Source organism: Dyadobacter sp. LHD-138 (assembly GCF_030929615.1).
GTDB lineage: Bacteria > Bacteroidota > Bacteroidia > Cytophagales > Spirosomataceae > Dyadobacter.
Map to the genome: position 1 here is coordinate 34,447 of NZ_JAVFVU010000026.1, position 16,340 is coordinate 50,786.

Sequence of the window (16,340 nt, forward strand, 5' to 3'; positions counted from 1 at the left end):
GGCGAAAAAGCCGTCGGACGGAGTAGCCCGTCGGATGGTTTTTTGACCATCCGACGGGTATAAAAATGATTTATTTCCGTCTGTTCCTGCGTTCTTCGCGTTTCAGTTTTTTCAAACTGTCGATGTGCTTTTTCGCTTCTTTATCCTGGCTTGACTTGCGGTCTGCCTTATCACCCGCCAGCTTGTAATAACTCAGCGCCTCATCGTAGTTCTTCTGCATTTCTGCAATTTTCCCCAATCCCAAAAGCGAGGACACGTAGTAACCGGCGTTTAAAGAATTGGTCTGTGTCGAAAACTCAACGGCCTTTTTAAAATACTGACTTGCCAGATCGTAATTCCGGTAATACTGCAGGTTATAAAACCCCAATACATAGGCTGCGTTTCGGCCGCTCACCCCTTCATAGCCCGGCATGCCCTGACTTATCTTATCCAGAATGTTCTGGGCCGCTTTTTCAGCCTCCCCCGTTTTCCCGGTCACGAAAGCAGTGCGGCAAAAGTATCGTTCAAAATATGGATTGTTTGGAAAGGTCTGCCACATGTACTTCGCCATTTCATACGCTTTTCCATATTGGTTTTCCATGCTGTAAATCTGAAGAAGGAAATATCTGGCCTCTACACGCGTGTAAAAGGCGTTATTGCCCACTTTTTCCAATTGCTGCTCACCCAATTTTTTGTTCCCTTTTGGAAAAAATGCCAGGATCGGTTTCAGCAGCGGATATTCACTGGGCACCCATTGCGCGTAATAATTATAGATTCCGTCTCCGAAAAGAAGCTCCGGCGACAAATCTCCGTTCCCCTTGCAGACTTCCAGATATTTCAGCGCATTTTTCCCTGCAAACGTAGCTTTCGTCCACATTTTACGTTCGGAATAAAGACGTCCTTTAAATGCATAAGCCGCTGCCAGGAAAAACGCAGGCTCGATTTTATTCTTTTCGTCCTCATACAACACCTCTGCCAACGTAATGGTAGAGTCCATATGGGCCAGAAATTTCTTGTCGTAAGTTTCAATATCCGTGTTCGGCACAATTTTCCACCATTCGGCCAGGCCCATTAAAAAATGGGGCATGGGGTGTTTTGGATAGCGGTATTGCAACCAACGGAACTCTGCGTCGGCTTCCTCAAATCTGTAATTATACAGCATGTTGATAGCCTCTGTCGCTTCAATCTGGACCCCCGGATTCTTAAGAACCATATCATAATTCTTATCCAGTTCGGCCGAAGAATACAACTGAGCGACGGCAGAATTGATTGAAAGAAATATAACAAGACCTAAAGCAATAGGTTTAACCAGCACTTTTTTCATAATTAAGGTTAAAATCTACAAATATTAACGTTGGATTTATATTTTACGTTTGCGGGCAGGAGTGTTTTTGAAAAAAGAGTTAATATTACCGATTAAGAAATCTCCATATGATTACGATTCACGATAAAACTTTTTCTCCGTTCATCTCCCGGGACCGCATCGAAAGCCGGATTGCAGAACTTTCCACCCAGATTAACACCGATTATGAAGGGCGAAACCCGCTCTTCCTTGTCGTACTGAATGGTGCATTTCTTTTCGCCTCCGAACTCGTCAAAAACATCCCACTGACCTGTGAAATAACGTTTGTAAGGTTATCCTCCTATACCCAAACGGAATCTACCGGAAAGGTACGGCAAATCATTGGTTTGGAAGAAAAGCTTACGGATCGTGATGTGATTATTATTGAAGATATCGTGGATACCGGCCTCACCATGCATCAGTTATTACAGCAGATTCAGGCACTTGGCCCCCGAACAATCGAAATTGCTACGCTGCTTCACAAACCGGAAGCCATAAAAAAAAGTGTTGCGCTGCGCTATGTTGGTTTCGAAATCCCGAATCGCTTCGTGGTTGGTTACGGACTCGATTATGACGGAGCTGGCCGTAATCTCGACGCACTCTACGTCCTGCCTGAATAAATAACCTACTGCAAAAGTACTGAATTGCATCTTTTAAGGAAAATTTTAAATTGATTTGTGTTAATTCTGATTGAATTTCATCAAATTGAATCATTATATTCCAGCAAACGATAAGCCACTATTAAGATGCGAATTCAGTTTTTTGGTGCCGCGCGCACCGTTACAGGCAGCAAGCATTTGATTACCACTGAAAAAGGAACTAAGATTCTACTAGACTGTGGTTTGTTCCAGGGTATCCAAACCGATGAATTTAATCAGGACTTTGGTTTTAAACCCGCTCAGGTAAATTATCTGGTACTTTCTCACGCTCATATTGATCACTCAGGGTTAATCCCCCGACTCGTAAAAAAGGGTTTTGCCGGCCCCATTTATTGTACCGCCGCCACAGCAGATCTTTGCCGTATTATGCTGCTGGACAGTGCGCATATTCAGGAAAAAGATCTGGAAAGGATCAATCGCCGCCGTCAGAGACAGGGAAGACCTTTATTGGAAGAATTATATGACGGCGAGGACGCTGAAAAAGCGCTCACCCTGCTGCATCCGGTGCAATATGGCCAGACTTTTTATCTGGGCCCGGACAATGAGGTGTCTGTTTTCTTTACCGATGCAGCACACATTCTGGGCAGCGCCGCCGTGCATTTAAGCATTCCCGATCAGGGAACTTTTAAACAGCTCACATTCACTGGCGACATTGGCCGGCCGGAAGACAATATCCTGAGAAAACCGGATACTTTTCCGCAGGCAGATATTATTATTTGTGAGTCGACCTACGGCGACAGGCTCCATCAAAAGGAGGTTGATATGCAGGAACATTTGCTCCGGGTGGTGGAGGAAACCTGTGTAAAACGCAGAGGAAAGGTCATTATCCCCGCATTTGCCGTTGACCGTACCCAGGAGTTAATCTATGCGCTCGACAAGCTTTCCAGCTCCGGAAAACTCCCGCGTATCGATGTTTACATTGACAGTCCGCTGGCGATTCGTGCCACGAAGATCATGAAGGAACATGAGGAATGTTTTAATCCTGCGATTCTCGACTACATCGAAAAAGACGGTGATGCCTTTGCATTTCCCAACCTTCACTACATTTCAGATGTAACGGAATCCATCGCCCTGAACGATAAAAAAGGCCCTTGCATCATCATTTCGGCATCGGGTATGGCGGAGGCCGGACGTATTAAACATCATATCAAAAACAATATAGGAGACCCTAATTCAACCATTTTGCTGGTTGGCTACGCTTCACCGAACACACTCGCCGGCGCCCTGAAACGCGGCGATACAGAAGTGCATATTTTTGGGGAAACCTTCGCGGTGAGAAGCAGGATCGAGGTTATGGATTCATTTTCCGCCCATGGTGACTACAACGAAATGATCCAGTTTTTATCCTGCCAGAATCCTGCGCATGTCAAAAAGCTATTCCTGGTGCATGGCGAGTATGAGACGCAGGTTGCGTTTAAAATTAAACTTGAAAAAGCGGGTTATAAAAATATCCACATCCCGTCTTTGTACGAAAGCGTCGAAGTATAAGCACATCATAAAACAAGAAAAGGGAGCTCCATCGCATGAAGCTCCCTTTTTACCTTTACAGGATCCCCTGGTTTTTAGCTTGGTGTTTTATTCAGCCTTACTATTTTACTTCTGAGCATCATCGTTTGTCTGTCAGCCGGTGATTTGTCTATCCATTCCAAAATAAAAAAAGGAACCGAAAGAATCGCCGTGAGTATCAGCGCCAACAACATCACAAAGGCAAACCATACCTTTGCAAGGAAATATATTATCTTATTGATGTATGTCATGACCCTTGAGTTTGATGATAAAAACATTAAAGAATTAAAAGAACTGTACCAAGCAGAAAGGTGCCATATTTTTCTAAATCATTTATTGTCAATCTTAACCCAACATCATAACGAAAAGAGAACCTACTTATTATTTTCCCGGATCCGCTTAACAATCTTCACCGCCGACATGATGATAACGGCAAAAGTGATCAGCCCCAGTACACCCCAGAGCCAGTCCACGGAGTTTTTCAGTACAACCAGAAATACAATGGAAAAAAGGAAAATGGTAGCCACTTCATTCCACAACCTGAGCTGGACAGATGAGAAACGGAAATGCCCTTTTTGCATTTCCAGAATTAACTTTCGGGTAAAAAAATGATAGCCGATAAGCCCCAGCACAAATGTCAGCTTCATATGCATCCATCCCTGGCTGAGCCAACCCGGTGTTAAGTAGATCATCGTGCCGCCGGTAATCAACGTCAGCCACATGGCCGGAACCATAATGGCATTCCAGAGAAGTTTCTCCATTTTAACAAATTCTGCACTCAGGATTTCTTTGGCAGCTTCCAGTTTACCCTGGGCCTCGGTGTGGTATACGAGCAGTCTGGGCATGTAAAAAAGCCCCGCAAACCAGCTTACAACGAAAATGATATGGAGCGCTTTAAAGTGTAAATAGGTCATTACGAATGAGTAATATAAATTAGCAAAAATCTTGTACGGAAACGGTACAACGAACGTTTACGTCACGGACATCTTATGACAACAGGCATGCAGAAACGCAGGCTTCCGATAGCTAACATGATTTATGCAAAGAATGATCCGTACCTGATGTTTTCATCGTATATTTATTGACAGATACATGCCGTTTCCGACCATTTCTGGCTTGTTTTTATCAATAAAAATGTAAAGTCACCGTGTAAACTTTCTGTCGAAAATAACTGTTAAGCGAACACAGGTTTAAAATTAACCATATACTTTCGATGAAACCAATCATCCCGATTTTCACGTTCGTATTATTGTGCTGCATGGTTGTTATATCTTGCGCGCAATCGGATAAAAAACAAAAGAAAAAAATGAATAATGAAACCTCTGTATCGACTCCAACCGATACCGCCAACACGCAAATTGCTACATTCGGAACAGGGTGTTTCTGGTGTTCGGAAGCTTTATTCGAAACGCTGGAAGGTGTTAAAGATGTAGTGTCCGGTTATTCCGGAGGACACGTTGCAAAACCCACCTACAAAGAAGTTTGTGAGGGCACGACGGGCCACGCAGAATGCATACAAATTACGTACGACCCGAAAAAAATTACTTACACAGCCCTCCTGGAAGCCTTTTTCCGGGGACATGATCCTACAACCCTGAACCGTCAGGGAAACGACATCGGCACCCAGTATCGCTCCGTGATTTTTTATCATAACGATGAGCAAAAAAAACTGGCTGAAGAAGCAAAAAAGGAACTGGACAAATCCGGCGCTTACGCAAAACCTATTGTAACTGAAATTACAAAGGAAGAAAAGTTTTACGCAGCCGAGGATTACCATCAGGACTACTTTGCTAAAAACCCGGATCAAGGATACTGTGCATTTGTAATAGCACCTAAGCTTGACAAATTCCGTAAGGTTTTTCATGACAAGCTCAAAAAGAATATTTAACGATGAAAAGCCGGAAGCAAGCATAAAAGACCTTTCATCATTGTAAATTTCCGTATAATAAGTATCAATGGCACAAGTTTTGAAGCAAAAAAATAATCGCTTTAATTTGTGTCATCATTATTTTACTTAATCATTCTATCAAAATGAAAAACATTCTATCAACGCTAATCGTTATTGCCGTTTTGGGTATGACTTCTCAGTCAGTGCTTGCACAACAATTTGAAAAAGGAGATAAACTATTAAATGCAGGGATCAACCTGGGTGGTACTTATGGCGGAGGCGGTGTTGGTGTCGGAGCATCTTATGAGGTAGGTATTCACGACTTCATCAGTATAGGTGGACAAGCTGACTTTACTACCTGGAACTACGGCTATGTAGGTTATAAGTGGAGATACAATTTCTTCACGATTGCTGCAAGAGGATCATACCATTTTGGAAAACACTTCCTTACAATGGACAATCTTGACCTTTATGCAGGACCTGCTTTGGGTTATCGCGTTTCTTCATTCAGCGATCCTGATGGTTTTTCCGGGGCGTATAATGACGGTTACGGAAGCGGTGTTTTCTTTGGTGCTTTCGCTGGTGCACGTTACTACTTCAAGCCTAAAATGGGTGTTTTTGCAGAAGTTGGTTACAATGCTTCTCCGTTCAAAGCTGGAATCACTTTCAAATTCTAAGATATTACACTTCATTAAAAAAGCGGTGCAAGCGTTTTCTTGCACCGCTTTTTTAATGATTTATGGGCTACTAAAATGCAATTTTCAGCGACAAATATCCTGTATTTGTCTGTTGGTTAAACCCGGGACTCAACCGCAACGATAACGGCTGATTTCTTCTACGAAGTTCATTCTGCACTGCTATGGCCTTTTTGGTATAGCTCCTGTTTTTAACGAAACCGATGATTGTCAGGGGAATTCCTCCACCCAAACCTGCTGTCACAAGTAATGCTCCAGCCACCGCGTCGTCATTCGATACATAGGTTCCTGTACCTGTGTTGTAATAGCTTTCTGCGCTCGAAAGAATGGCAGCGCCCACCACAGTAAACAACAAACCGGCAGAGGCGCCTATAAAACCCAGTTTTCTATAAGATCTGGCTTTTCTAACATACAGGTTGTAATTCGACCGGAGCTGCTCAGGATCACGGCCAGAAAGCCTGCCTCCCGCGCTATTGTACGTCTTTGGCTGCTCTTGCTTATAAATAACAGGCGGCGGAACACTGCCCGGAGCAAAGTACTCATCCGTCGGTTTATCAAACTTTTCCACTTCACCGTTTCCGTATAAAATGGAGGAGATGTCTGTTTTGTTTACCGTAAAAACCGGTCCGTCCGGGTCGCTTACTTTTTTATACCGGATCGTATTCGCATCAATTTCCGTGATAACCACTTCTATTTTTTCATTATCCTTTCTCACAATCACATCATTCTTCCGAACCGTTTGCGCTGTTAATGAGCCTGTTAATGTTACAAAAAAGAAACAAAACAGAAAGAGTATCCTGGATGCGAATAAAACTGATCTCATAAAGAAGTGTGACTTAGATAAGAAATGGCTAATATTTTAAACGCCGAACTTGTTCAACTGCTTCACCAGTACTTCAAAATCCTTTGGATAAGGTGCTTCAATTTTCACCGGATCGCCGTTCATCAAAGCAAAAGAAAGAGAAAATGCGTGCAATGCTACCCGTTGGATAAGTGGCTGCTCTTCCGTTTCCTTTTTAAGATTAAACTTGCGCTTCAGGCTCGAAAGGAAAATCGGCTCACCGCCATACTGCGGGTCACAAACAATAGGCGCTTTAAGGCAGGAAAGGTGAATACGAATCTGGTGCATGCGCCCGGTAATGGGGATACATTCCACAAGTGTGTAACCGCGATACACTTTTAAGGTATTAAAAATGGTTTCGGCCACCTTTCCCTCGGCCCGGTCAATTTTTACCGCCGTCCCGTTTTTCAATGCCAAAATGGGTAAATAAACAGAAATACTGTCAAGGTCATGGATACCGTTTGTTACAGCGTGATACCGTTTGGTAACTTGTCTGTGTTCAAACTGCATGGCCAAATGACGATAAGCCGCCGGATTTTTCGCAAAAGCCAATACGCCCGAAGTCTCTTTATCCAGCCTGTGCGCGGCTTGTAACTCCGGATTATATGCTTTTGCAAGGCGTAAAACACTGCCTCCACGGTCGGCAGTACGTTCATCCAGCGTCGCCAGATGCGGTGGTTTATTAACGAGCAGAAAGTCCTCGTCTTCAAATAAAATTAAGTCTGCGAAATTGATTTTCATAAAGGTATTAACTAAAAATAATCCGAATAAATTACAACGACGCAGTAATTCATTCGGATTTTACTTTGATTCTTGTACTGTTCGTCTAATAAATTCTTTGAAATCAGATAGCGCTTACTATCTTTTTCTATATACTTCTTTCCTGTCTGCGACTTTAATTATATTGACAATCAGCTTAAAATCTTCAATTTGGTATATTACCCTGTAATTGCCAACCCTGACTCGATACGAATTAGATTCGCTTTCCAGTTTTTTAACGCCTCTTGGTCTCGGTTCAATAGCCAGTTCATCAATTTTTGAAATTATTTTAAGCCTGGATACTTTGGGAACTTCCTCCAATTCTTTCAGTGCTGACCTCACGATAATAATTTTATACATATTATCAGTCCTTCTCCATCAACCCTGCTTTAACTTCACTCCAGTCAAATGATGGCTCACCTCTCCTCAATTCAACGGCGATTTCATCTTCAATTTCTTCAAGAATTTCAGTTAAGCTATCGCGGTCTTTGAGCAAGGTAAAGTCAATTACCACTGCCTTCTTATGGCCCGCATCATCTGTTAAATAGCTGATTCCTTCCATCTTAATTCCTTTCTTTTTCCGAAAGTTAATAAAATTATATCAAATGACATTTACCCCTTGCACCAAATGCCCAACCTTCGTAGGATTCGGATTGATCGTATCGGACTCCACCAAACCGTCGCGTAACCGCACGATACGGTGTGCATAATGCGCGATATCCTCTTCGTGCGTTACCATCACAATCGTATTGCCTTTGCTGTACAACTGATCAAAAAGATCCATAATCTCGTATGAAGTTTTGGAATCCAAATTTCCCGTCGGCTCATCAGCAAGCAGAATACTTGGGTCGTTTACAAGCGCACGCGCAATGGCTACACGTTGGCGCTGTCCCCCGGAAAGCTCGTTTGGCTTATGCCCGGCCCGGTTTTCCAGCCCCACATTTCGAAGCGACATCATCGCTTTTTCTGTACGATCTGCCTTATTTAAACCGGCATAAATTAATGGCAAAGCCACATTATCCAGCGAAGACATCCGGGGCAAAAGATTAAAAGTCTGGAACACAAAGCCGATCTCCTTGTTTCGGATTTCAGCCAGCTCGCCCTCCGACATGTCGCTGACATCCTTGCTATTCAGGATATATTTGCCGGTGCTTGGCGTATCCAGACAGCCAATAATATTCATCAAAGTAGACTTCCCTGAACCTGAAGGGCCCATAAACGCCACATATTCACCTTTACTAACGGAAATGGTTACTGATTTTAGTGCCTCAATAATCTCGCTGCCCATTACATAACGCTTCGAGATATCGGCCATTTCAATGATTTTCATAATGAACAATTGTTGTTTGATAGGAAGTTTTCTATAATCAGGATGCTGCCGCGATTTTCCAGAAATAACCATAAATAAAAAGTCCTGTTAAGACGAGTGCCGGAGAAATATTTTCTGTTTCTATATCGCCCTCATTCTTCCAGCTGCTTGTTTTCACATAGTGAACAAAATCTTCACCGTTTCCCAGCTTCCACTTCTTCCGCATCCACGAATCAAATCTCCAGACAAAGGTCTGGTTTTCGTAGGTTACCACGGCTGTGCTTTTCCAGGTGTTGAACGTGATGTGGCCCAGCTCTTTTGTACCATCTATGTTCAAAATCCGTGTCGTGCGCTTCCAGAACCCTTTGGTTTTGAATCGCATCATATGACCGTTTAATTCACCATAGGCATCATCTTTCCAGAAACTGCGCTTCAATAATCCAGCGATCAGTTTTCCCCGAAATACCCGGATTTCCCGGCCATTCATTGATGATTTCCACTGTAATCTCATAGGTTTTCCCGATTTTGAACAACGCTGATTGCAAAGCGTGTTAAAGTTACTTTACAAAATGGTCAGACAGCATCTTTCAAATGCTAAAATAAAAAATCAATGAAACGCTGCCCGTTGTTTTTCGATGAGAGCACGCATAGGCTGATAGCGCGTAACAAAAGCCTGATAATCGGCAGGGGAGGATAATTCACTGACCTGTGTTTCGCCTTCATCCGCCTGGCCGGTGAGCCCCTGCTGCAAACTTAAAATGGTATATTCCTGCCATAACAAAGGGGCACGATCATTGAACTTCATCGCATCCAAAACGATTTTGTACGCCTTCGAAACCTGCTTCTTTTGCCCATAAAAAGTGGCTGCTGCGGCTACAATTTGGGCATCAAAAGGATTGGCATGAATCGCTGCATCGAAATTCTTGTCGGAAGGCGTTTTTTGAGCGGTTGCAAAAAGCGAATCGGCCCTGGTTTTTGGCGGTTTAATCGTCATCAACGAGCTTTGTAATTTTTGCAGAGCAGGATTCGGTTCTTTTTCCTGCATTCTCTGAAGCAACAGCCCACCAATAGCCTGCTGACCCGAAAGTGCATAGCCAACGGCCTGTCCGAGTATCCCTTCCACACCGTCTACATGGGCCAGATGCTGAATGGCCCTGTCATACAAGCCAACCTGCAACAACCAGTGTCCAAGCACTTTATGATACATTTTACTTTTCTCGCCACCTTGCTCCGCCCAAACTGACAGCGTTTCAATGGCTTTTAACTTGTTTCCGCTGTAAAATTCAGGATACAGCGCACCCAATAACAAATCCTCCGAAAGCAACGGATTTTTATTGGCCAGTTTTGGTAAAAATGTAGCCGGTAAACTGTCCGCACCAGCCTGATTCCTTGCATAATTCAATAAATAGGCCAGGCTGGAAACGCTCAAAACAGAATCCGGATTGATCGCATCATCCTTAAAGAACTGCTTAGGGAATTTCTGGCGCAAATTTTGAACGGCGAGCCAGTTGGCCTGCCAGGAAAGATATTTTTGTGCACTGCTGTGATTCACCAGGGAGTCTAACAACCCCGCATCGGTGCTCCGCGCCCAGATTGCCAGTAAATTCGTCGCCGGAACTTCTGGTCTTTTGATATTTTTTTCCGCTTTATCCAGGTAGTAATGTGCCGAATCGGCCACGTTTGTTTTGGCATAAAGCATCCCCAGGTTATTCAACAATTCTCCGCTTTCCGGAAAAGCCCGAAGGCCTTCCTGCAAACTAAAAACGGCATCAAAAAACAGACTTTCCTGCATCAGTACGCCCGTAAGACCCGCATATGCCTGTGGAGAAGGGTTTTTCAATAACGCCTGACGGAAATAATGAGCCGCCACCACCTTGTCGCCCTGCCGCAAAGCAAGGGAGGCCAGCGCGTAGTTTGACTTATGATTCTGAAATTCCTGCTGCAGCGCCATTTTATAATACTGCTCCGCCAGCGGATATTCTCCTGTATTGGCATATAAATCACCCAATCCATTAAAATATCCCGCCACACCCTGATAAACAGGAAGCAGCCTCTGCATCGAAAACAATACAACGACGCCCGCGAAACCGAACAAGCGGGTCTGCGTTAAGCCAAAACGCATCGGCTTATACAGTACTTTATGAACAGCCAGTCCTTGTTTGAAAACGGCATAAAAGTTAACGACAATGTAAAAAAGGAAAACAATGCTCATGGCCAGCTGGCCGTTCACGACCACATCTTCCAATACTTCCAGTAAGGGATCATTGGCCGTCCCCGCAGCGTATGCGGTAAAAGCTGCCGTAACAATGAACAGGCCTATGTATAACCAGAAACCGGTTGTCCGGAAAGATATTAACCCGTTGGTAGAATCAATTCTCTTCTTAAAACCCCAGAGACCTAATACCCCGGCGGCAATGGCAAGATATACCGGACTCAATAAAGTAAGGTCCCAATCAATCTGGCGTGTGTTTTTCAGGTAGAGCAGGAGCAGGGACAACAGATAAAGCATGCTGATCACCAGAAAATTAGTCAGACCCGATTTGCCATTTTTACTTTCTCCGCTTGTGCTGAGCCATACCAGCGCTGCCACAATTTCTGTGGCCGAAACCAGTAAAAATATAATCGAGATCAGCAACCAGATTGGCAGGGAATAAGAAGCAGCCGTTAGGGCAGGGAACGAAACAGGAGAAACAAAGCCGACCAACGCCAATAGCAAAACAGAAACACCCACAAGCCCAAGAATCCTTATCCCAATGCCGAGGTCTGGGCGGAATGCGTGGAAATGATAGCTGAGACCCGTAAATAATGTTACCGTTATAATAAACAACGCCCGGCTTCCTTCGCCAAACACACCCAGGGTTTCCAGCCGCGCCGAAGCCAGCAGAAGAATAAATGCGACCATTCCTGCCAAATACCAGAAACGCGGCATGGTGGTCAGCGCCGCCAGGATGAATGAAAGGCCAATCATTACAAATCCCCAAAAGATTTTCAAAGTCAGGAAGTCAGTTTCCATGGTGGAAGCGACAAACTGTTCGGTAACCAGATTGGAAGGAACCGAAATTCCATATTGCCATTGATCAAATTTCAAAACATCAACAACGGTGGAGATATCGGATAGTTCGCTGAGCACATCCCAGCGGATTACATTGGCAAGAGGATCAATACCTTTCAGAACGAAAAAAAGTATTGATAATAGTATAATGACGAAAGCAGCAATGGTAATCCTGCGTTCAGACGAAGACCATACTTTCCAAAAAAAAAGTTCTTTCATAAATATTTTTTAGCCCGATACTGAAATTTACCAACGCCTGCCTGCCACAATTTGATATAATGTTTCAAATCGAACATTAACGCCCGGTGATTTCTACGAGATCGGTAGTTTGAAGCAGGTCTAATGCCTGGGTTAAGTTAAATTAGGAGGTATATGTGCATCAAGGATGATCATCAAGCTGCTTGTAAAACAGGATGATTCAGCTTGACAGTCGCATAAAGAAGGCAAGCGGTGATATCTTCCGGAACCAAATCAGGTAATTCTTCCGAGATAATCTGCTCTGGTGTTAATCCATTTGCCAATAACTCAATGACGTCTGTCACTCTTATACGCATGTTACGAATACATGGTTTTCCTCCGCATTGATTCGGATTGAACGTGATCCGCTCTAAAAGCTGTGTATTCATTTATCAGAAGTATAAAGATTTATAACCCAAATTTAGCCGATTTTCATAACTTCATCAAATCCATTCCAAATCGCAATGGGCTAATATTGAAATATTCGTGTATCCAAAAAATAAGTTCATATTGAAAAAAAAGTTCCTGACAGAACATTTTTTTAACCCGTTTCTGATAATTTCTATACTGTTTTGACTGATTTTGGGTGATTTTCTAAAAAATATCCAATAAATGAATCGTGACACTATTGGTACTGACCAAATTATCTCCTACTTTTGCGGTCTGAAAATAACCTCTCATAGACTATACTAAAATTCTTATAATGGCAAACGCGACAAACTTAGGAAAAATTACGCAGGTAATTGGTCCCGTTGTAGACGTATCATTTGAAGACAGCGAACGCATCCCGGCTATTCTTGATGCATTAGAGGTCATCAAATCAAACGGTCAAAAAGTAATCCTTGAGTGTCAGCAACACTTAGGCGAAGACAGAGTTCGTACTATTGCGATGGACAGTACCGAAGGTATGTTCCGCGGAATGGCTGTGAAACCTCTTGGTTCTCCGATCACAATCCCAACGGGTGAATCAATTAAAGGACGTTTGTTTAACGTAATTGGAGAGCCTATCGACGGTCTTAATCCAGTTGACGCTACGGACAACCGTATTTCAATTCACCGTGCTGCTCCAAAATATGAAGATTTGGCAACAGCTACTGAAGTACTTTTCACAGGTATCAAAGTTATCGACTTACTTGCTCCTTATGTAAAGGGTGGTAAAATCGGTTTGTTTGGTGGTGCCGGTGTTGGTAAAACGGTATTGATTCAGGAATTGATCAACAACATCGCAAAAGCATATGCTGGTCTTTCCGTATTTGCGGGTGTGGGAGAGCGTACGCGTGAAGGAAATGACTTGATGCGTGAGATGATCGAAGCTGGTATCATTAAATACGGTGACGATTTCAAACATAGCATGGAAGAAGGCGGATGGGATATTTCAAAAGTGGATTATGAAACTTTGAAAGATTCACAAGCTACTTTCGTGTTCGGACAAATGAACGAACCTCCTGGAGCGCGTGCGCGTGTTGCCTTGACGGGTCTTACCGTTGCTGAATATTTCCGTGATGGAGATGGCGAAGGTCAGGGACGTGATATCCTTTTCTTTATTGACAATATCTTCCGTTTTACACAAGCAGGTTCAGAAGTATCGGCCCTTTTGGGACGTATGCCTTCTGCGGTAGGTTACCAGCCAACGCTTGCTACTGAAATGGGTCAGATGCAGGAGCGTATTACTTCCACAAAACGTGGTTCTATTACATCTGTACAGGCTGTTTATGTACCTGCAGATGACTTGACGGATCCAGCACCAGCGACGACATTTACCCACTTGGACGCAACAACTACGCTTTCCCGTAAAGTTGCTGAAAAAGGTATTTATCCTGCGGTGGATCCACTAGATTCAGTTTCTCGTATCTTGAACGCTGAAACATTGGGTGATGCGCACTACAACTGTGCGCAGCGTGTGAAAAACATCTTGCAACGTTATAAAGAATTGCAGGATATTATCGCGATCCTTGGTATGGAAGAATTATCTGACGAAGATAAATTGGTTGTATCACGTGCACGTCGTGTAGAACGTTTCTTGTCACAACCTTTCTTTGTGGCTGAACAGTTTACAGGTCTTAAAGGTGTATTGGTAGACATCAACGATACGATCAAAGGATTTAACCAGATCATGGATGGCGGATACGATCACCTTCCTGAAATGGCTTTCAACCTTGTTGGTACTATTGAAGATGCTCAGATCAAAGGTGAAAAAATGATGGCAGAAGCTGCTAACAGATAATCACAATATTGATTGACAGACTGATAGTGAGATATTTATATCAATACTAAAAGCTGATCGCTAACAGCCAAAAGCCAATTAAATATGCATTTAGATATCATTACCCCAGATAAAAAAGTATTTGCCGGAGAGGCAAATGCTGTTACTTTACCGGGTACCGACGGACAGTTTCAGGTTTTGAATAGTCATGCACCACTTGTGAGTTCTCTCAAACGTGGCGATGTGGTTGTCGATATCAGTGGCGCCAAACAAACTTATACCATCGATGGTGGTGTGGTTGAGGTACTGAACAATAAAGTTTTGGTTTTGGCTGAGGCGATTTTGTAGGGTAAAATTATATTTTTTTGTAGGGTGCAGGCATTTTTGCCCGCACCCTATTTTTTTTGCGTTTTGATCAATAGCCTTGATCTACAATTAGGTAGTGATTTCTACAAGTTTCCGAAACTTTAACTATTTTCGAAGAAGCACTTTTCAGAACACTCCTATGCAGCAACCTTCTCCCAAAAAAGAACTTCTTAAAATCTTAGGCGTCGGCTTCGGCATTGCCGTCACCATCGGCGGAACAATCGGAACCGGCATACTTCGAAAACCAGGACCGATTGCAGCACAACTGGGAGAACCCTGGCTTATCATGACCGTCTGGATTGCTGTCAGTATTTATGCTTTTCTCGGCACATTATGCACCATTGAACTGGGGACATCAGTCCCGAAAGCAGGGGCCTGGTACGTGTATGCCCAGCGGGCCTTTGGAAATTATGCAGGATTTGTCGTCGGGATCAACAGCTGGCTTGGCACCTGTGCTGCGTTGGGTTTCGGCGTGTACACCATGAGCGAATATATGGCGCTTTTAATTCCTTCACTATTGGGATACGAAGCGTACATTGCCGCTACAATTCTTTTAGTCCTGACCGGAATACACTGGATAGGACTGGCTTTGGCCAGTAATTTTCAAAACGTGATGAGTTTTCTGAAAGCAGTCGGCCTTTTCACCTTCGTCGCCGTTTGTTTTATTTATGGCAAAGAAATATCACCTGCTGATGCCAGTCTGACCACCAGTAAAATCATCCAGACAGGCAGTTTTATTGGGCCGCTGATCTTTTCACTTCAGGCCATATTTTATACGTATGACGGCTGGCATACGGCTGCCTATTTCACGGAAGAAGACAAAGACCCAAGTAAAAACCTTCCAAAATCGATGATTGGCGGTGTTTTGCTGATTATCGTGATTTATCTGTTATGCAACATGGCCATCTTATATATCCTGCCCATGCATGATCTGGCCAATTCAAAACTCGCCGCTGCCGATGCCATCAGGTTAATCTTTGGGGATGGCTCCGGTAAAATTGTAACCATTTTCCTGATGGTCTCCATCCTGGGCATTGTCAACGCGCAAATGTTGTTCAACCCAAGGGTGCTGTATTCCATGAGCCGCGACGGGCTTTTTATCAATGCAGGCACTTATGTGAACAAAGGCGGAACGCCGGCATTGGCGATGCCAATTACTGCTACCGTTGCTATTTTACTGATACTGGCAGGTAAGGAAGCCTGTGAAAAACTTTCCGATATTGCCACATTCTTCTTTGTGTTAGGCTATACCTCTGGCTTTGCCTCACTGCTTGCCCTTCGAAAAAAAGAACCGCTTTTGCCGCGCCCGTGGAAAGTGCCCGCTTATCCTTTTTTGCCCATCCTCATGCTCATTATCTCCCTGGCATTTCTGGTCTCGGCCATTTTCCAGGATATTTCCAGCAGCTGGTATGCGCTGCTGTTTTTAGTAATAAGTTATCCGATTTTTCTCGTGGTACAACGGTTGAATCGTTAAATTAATTAACTTCCTGTATCTTAATGGATT

Annotated in this window: 18 protein-coding genes; 7 read left to right on the forward strand and 11 right to left on the reverse strand. The window is 43.6% G+C overall.

Annotation, left to right across the window (positions count from 1 at the left end; all coding sequences use genetic code 11):
• Window positions 1–70: 70 nt before the first annotated feature.
• Window positions 71–1,303, reverse strand: coding sequence for a tetratricopeptide repeat protein (locus tag RB622_RS18890; protein WP_308048162.1), 1,233 nt, complete (start codon window positions 1,301–1,303; stop codon window positions 71–73).
• A gap of 107 nt (window positions 1,304–1,410) precedes the next feature.
• Here RB622_RS18890 and hpt point away from each other — a divergent pair, with 107 nt between their 5' ends.
• Window positions 1,411–1,941 (forward strand): hypoxanthine phosphoribosyltransferase, encoded by a 531-nt coding sequence (hpt, locus tag RB622_RS18895; RefSeq protein ID WP_308048164.1) that lies wholly within the window; start codon window positions 1,411–1,413, stop codon window positions 1,939–1,941.
• 126 nt (window positions 1,942–2,067) lie between these two features.
• A complete protein-coding gene (locus RB622_RS18900; protein ID WP_308048167.1) occupies window positions 2,068–3,468 on the forward strand; it encodes an MBL fold metallo-hydrolase in 1,401 nt (466 codons plus the stop codon).
• 74 nt (window positions 3,469–3,542) lie between these two features.
• Here the strand turns inward: RB622_RS18900 and RB622_RS18905 are convergent, their stop codons facing one another.
• Both RB622_RS18905 and RB622_RS18910 read right to left on the reverse strand, forming a co-directional pair.
• Window positions 3,543–3,737: a hypothetical protein gene (locus RB622_RS18905; RefSeq protein ID WP_308048168.1), complete on the reverse strand. Its 195-nt coding sequence runs from the start codon at window positions 3,735–3,737 to the stop codon at window positions 3,543–3,545.
• A gap of 123 nt (window positions 3,738–3,860) precedes the next feature.
• Window positions 3,861–4,400 carry a CopD family protein gene (locus RB622_RS18910; RefSeq protein ID WP_308048169.1) on the reverse strand — a complete coding sequence of 180 codons (540 nt, stop codon included), beginning with the start codon at window positions 4,398–4,400 and terminating at the stop codon, window positions 3,861–3,863.
• 392 nt (window positions 4,401–4,792) lie between these two features.
• Between RB622_RS18910 and msrA the strand changes: the two genes are divergently transcribed.
• Both msrA and RB622_RS18920 read left to right on the forward strand, forming a co-directional pair.
• A complete protein-coding gene (gene msrA / locus RB622_RS18915; protein WP_308048170.1) occupies window positions 4,793–5,374 on the forward strand; it encodes a peptide-methionine (S)-S-oxide reductase MsrA in 582 nt (193 codons plus the stop codon).
• Window positions 5,375–5,517: 143 nt separating this feature from the next.
• Window positions 5,518–6,051 (forward strand): hypothetical protein, encoded by a 534-nt coding sequence (locus RB622_RS18920; RefSeq protein ID WP_308048171.1) that lies wholly within the window; start codon window positions 5,518–5,520, stop codon window positions 6,049–6,051.
• A gap of 70 nt (window positions 6,052–6,121) precedes the next feature.
• Here RB622_RS18920 and RB622_RS18925 read toward each other — a convergent pair whose 3' ends face one another.
• The 8 genes from RB622_RS18925 to RB622_RS18960 form a co-directional block, all read right to left on the reverse strand.
• Window positions 6,122–6,892, reverse strand: coding sequence for a hypothetical protein (locus tag RB622_RS18925; RefSeq protein WP_308048172.1), 771 nt, complete (start codon window positions 6,890–6,892; stop codon window positions 6,122–6,124).
• 36 nt (window positions 6,893–6,928) lie between these two features.
• Window positions 6,929–7,651, reverse strand: coding sequence for an RluA family pseudouridine synthase (locus RB622_RS18930; protein WP_308048173.1), 723 nt, complete (start codon window positions 7,649–7,651; stop codon window positions 6,929–6,931).
• A 117-nt stretch (window positions 7,652–7,768) separates the two neighbouring features.
• A complete protein-coding gene (locus RB622_RS18935; protein WP_308048174.1) occupies window positions 7,769–8,011 on the reverse strand; it encodes a type II toxin-antitoxin system RelE/ParE family toxin in 243 nt (80 codons plus the stop codon).
• Window positions 8,012–8,033: 22 nt separating this feature from the next.
• Window positions 8,034–8,231: a hypothetical protein gene (locus tag RB622_RS18940; protein ID WP_308048175.1), complete on the reverse strand. Its 198-nt coding sequence runs from the start codon at window positions 8,229–8,231 to the stop codon at window positions 8,034–8,036.
• Between the two features lie 39 nt (window positions 8,232–8,270).
• Complete coding sequence (locus RB622_RS18945) at window positions 8,271–8,999, reverse strand: ABC transporter ATP-binding protein (protein ID WP_308048176.1); 729 nt, start codon at window positions 8,997–8,999, stop codon at window positions 8,271–8,273.
• A 37-nt stretch (window positions 9,000–9,036) separates the two neighbouring features.
• Complete coding sequence (locus RB622_RS18950; RefSeq protein WP_308048177.1) at window positions 9,037–9,489, reverse strand: hypothetical protein; 453 nt, start codon at window positions 9,487–9,489, stop codon at window positions 9,037–9,039.
• A 96-nt stretch (window positions 9,490–9,585) separates the two neighbouring features.
• Window positions 9,586–12,249, reverse strand: a complete 2,664-nt coding sequence (locus RB622_RS18955; protein WP_308048178.1) for a hypothetical protein — start codon at window positions 12,247–12,249, stop codon at window positions 9,586–9,588.
• Between the two features lie 173 nt (window positions 12,250–12,422).
• Window positions 12,423–12,656 (reverse strand): DUF433 domain-containing protein, encoded by a 234-nt coding sequence (locus RB622_RS18960; protein WP_308048179.1) that lies wholly within the window; start codon window positions 12,654–12,656, stop codon window positions 12,423–12,425.
• Between the two features lie 314 nt (window positions 12,657–12,970).
• Between RB622_RS18960 and atpD the strand changes: the two genes are divergently transcribed.
• The 3 genes from atpD to RB622_RS18975 all read left to right on the forward strand — a co-directional run bounded on the left by atpD (window position 12,971) and on the right by RB622_RS18975 (window position 16,310).
• Window positions 12,971–14,491 carry a F0F1 ATP synthase subunit beta gene (atpD, locus tag RB622_RS18965; protein WP_308048180.1) on the forward strand — a complete coding sequence of 507 codons (1,521 nt, stop codon included), beginning with the start codon at window positions 12,971–12,973 and terminating at the stop codon, window positions 14,489–14,491.
• An 84-nt stretch (window positions 14,492–14,575) separates the two neighbouring features.
• Window positions 14,576–14,818, forward strand: coding sequence for an ATP synthase F1 subunit epsilon (gene atpC / locus RB622_RS18970; RefSeq protein WP_308048181.1), 243 nt, complete (start codon window positions 14,576–14,578; stop codon window positions 14,816–14,818).
• Window positions 14,819–14,975: 157 nt separating this feature from the next.
• Complete coding sequence (locus tag RB622_RS18975; RefSeq protein ID WP_308048182.1) at window positions 14,976–16,310, forward strand: amino acid permease; 1,335 nt, start codon at window positions 14,976–14,978, stop codon at window positions 16,308–16,310.
• Window positions 16,311–16,340: the final 30 nt, after the last annotated feature.

Excerpts from the sequence above, each read along its gene's own strand:
- RB622_RS18930 (WP_308048173.1), bottom strand. The coding sequence starts at position 7,651 with ATGAAAATCAATTTCGCAGACTTAATTTTATTTGAAGACGAGGACTTT.
- msrA (WP_308048170.1), top strand. The coding sequence starts at position 4,793 with ATGAATAATGAAACCTCTGTATCGACTCCAACCGATACCGCCAACACG.
- RB622_RS18920 (WP_308048171.1), top strand. The coding sequence starts at position 5,518 with ATGAAAAACATTCTATCAACGCTAATCGTTATTGCCGTTTTGGGTATG.
- RB622_RS18940 (WP_308048175.1), bottom strand. The coding sequence starts at position 8,231 with ATGGAAGGAATCAGCTATTTAACAGATGATGCGGGCCATAAGAAGGCA.
- RB622_RS18910 (WP_308048169.1), bottom strand. The coding sequence starts at position 4,400 with ATGACCTATTTACACTTTAAAGCGCTCCATATCATTTTCGTTGTAAGC.
- RB622_RS18945 (WP_308048176.1), bottom strand. The coding sequence starts at position 8,999 with ATGAAAATCATTGAAATGGCCGATATCTCGAAGCGTTATGTAATGGGC.
- RB622_RS18890 (WP_308048162.1), bottom strand. The coding sequence starts at position 1,303 with ATGAAAAAAGTGCTGGTTAAACCTATTGCTTTAGGTCTTGTTATATTT.
- hpt (WP_308048164.1), top strand. The coding sequence starts at position 1,411 with ATGATTACGATTCACGATAAAACTTTTTCTCCGTTCATCTCCCGGGAC.
- RB622_RS18905 (WP_308048168.1), bottom strand. The coding sequence starts at position 3,737 with ATGACATACATCAATAAGATAATATATTTCCTTGCAAAGGTATGGTTT.
- RB622_RS18950 (WP_308048177.1), bottom strand. The coding sequence starts at position 9,489 with ATGAGATTACAGTGGAAATCATCAATGAATGGCCGGGAAATCCGGGTA.
- RB622_RS18960 (WP_308048179.1), bottom strand. The coding sequence starts at position 12,656 with ATGAATACACAGCTTTTAGAGCGGATCACGTTCAATCCGAATCAATGC.
- RB622_RS18955 (WP_308048178.1), bottom strand. The coding sequence starts at position 12,249 with ATGAAAGAACTTTTTTTTTGGAAAGTATGGTCTTCGTCTGAACGCAGG.
- RB622_RS18900 (WP_308048167.1), top strand. The coding sequence starts at position 2,068 with ATGCGAATTCAGTTTTTTGGTGCCGCGCGCACCGTTACAGGCAGCAAG.
- atpC (WP_308048181.1), top strand. The coding sequence starts at position 14,576 with ATGCATTTAGATATCATTACCCCAGATAAAAAAGTATTTGCCGGAGAG.
- RB622_RS18975 (WP_308048182.1), top strand. The coding sequence starts at position 14,976 with ATGCAGCAACCTTCTCCCAAAAAAGAACTTCTTAAAATCTTAGGCGTC.
- atpD (WP_308048180.1), top strand. The coding sequence starts at position 12,971 with ATGGCAAACGCGACAAACTTAGGAAAAATTACGCAGGTAATTGGTCCC.
- RB622_RS18925 (WP_308048172.1), bottom strand. The coding sequence starts at position 6,892 with ATGAGATCAGTTTTATTCGCATCCAGGATACTCTTTCTGTTTTGTTTC.